This window comes from Microvirga sp. 3-52 (assembly GCF_018383585.1).
Taxonomy (GTDB): domain Bacteria; phylum Pseudomonadota; class Alphaproteobacteria; order Rhizobiales; family Beijerinckiaceae; genus Microvirga.
In genome coordinates, this window is sequence record NZ_JAHAMK010000080.1 from 1 (window position 1) to 1,517 (window position 1,517).

Below are 1,517 nucleotides of genomic sequence, written 5' to 3' on the forward strand. Positions count from 1 at the left end.
GACGCGGTGCCATCGTTGGTGAGCTGGATGCCGGTGGAGAGCTTGTAGACGCCGCCGCGCAGGTAGATGGTATCGCCCGGCTTGGCGAGGCTGTGCGCATGCTGCAGGGTCGCAAACGGGCTGGCGGACGTGCCGGCCGAGCTGTTCGACCCAGTCGTAGATACGTAATAAATAGTCATTTTTGAAGAGCCCCTATATGTATATATAGTATTGTTTTAAGTGCCCCCCAGGTCATCGCCACAAAACAACGTATTGGATGTATATATTAAGGCTAACTGGGTGCGACTAGGGAATTGCTCTGCGAATGTGACCAGAATATGATTATTGCCAAGATCACTAGATATTTGCGTTGTTAGTCTGTGAGGAAAATATCCATCACGCAACGATGCTCACACATAAAAATGCATAAGATTAAAGAGGTATCCTAAGTCAAAATTCTTATTCAGACCAAGCTACATTCTAGGAATACTTCGACACTCCCATCCTCGAGTCTAGAGTGAGAGCTGGATAGATCGGACCTCGCAAGCACATGGCGTTCACCAGACGCACCAGCAGCCCGCGCCGGATCGCCTCCAAAGACCGGTGCCGCAGCGGTGCTCCGCACCCCGTTTCCCGCTATGCCACCCTCAAGCGCAGATGACGCAGGAACAGTAGCCGATCGGCGTTCACCGAGCATGCCAATGCAGATTGCGCCATACGCGCCCCTGAGTCGGATGAAGTTCTTCCTCCAGCCGCCGGTGCGCCTTAACCAGCAAGACCAGTTGCTTCGGTAAGGTGTCGAGCGCCAAGTTGGACAGACAGTACCTGCTCTCGCCTATCGTTTCTGGAGGTCGCCCGCCTCGCCCGATTCGGTCTAAATCCCGCAGCCGTCCCCCGATGATGGCCACTACTTGCGACCACTCGGCCATCACGAAAGCGGTCATTGCTTTTGCCCGTGCTCAGGAGACCGAGGGATCCGTGGCTTCTAGCGCGAACTCATAGGTCCCGCTGCTACGGCCATATGGGCCCTGCCGAACAGCAACGCGCCGCACCGATGAACGCGTCTGATAGGGCACGCATAAGCCCCGTCCTCGTGGGACGCACCTTTTTTAATCCCGAACAGCCCCTGAGGCTAGTATTGAACGGGAGGCCGTTCCTATCGGGTCGCCACACTTTGTCGTTGGTTGCAGGGGATGACCCGCAAGCGAATTGCTAGATGCTTGGATCCAAAAGTAGACCTACTTTTGGGATCCCATCCGATGCTCCACTCCCTGAAGAACACATCTTTTGAAGCGGAAAACCGGATCCACTTTTCACTGGCGTGGCCTTTCGGGTCCGCACGATGCGCTAGCCTTTTTAGAGTTTGTGATTGGACCGGCGCGAAATCATACTCCTTCGCGACGAGGAGACGCAGGAATGACTATTTATTACGTATCCACGACTGGGTCGAACAGCTCGGCCGGCACGTCCGCCAGCCCGTTTGCGACCCTGCAGCATGCGCACAGCCTCGCCAAGCCGGGCGATACCATCTACCTGCG

At 55.6% G+C, this 1,517-nt stretch carries 1 protein-coding gene; it reads right to left on the minus strand.

Features of this window, described 5'->3' with window-relative positions; all coding sequences use genetic code 11:
* The coding region (locus KHP60_RS25975) for a right-handed parallel beta-helix repeat-containing protein (protein WP_213566931.1) at window positions 1–179 on the minus strand (179 nt) is incomplete at its 3' end.
* Window positions 180–1,517 lie beyond the last annotated feature (1,338 nt).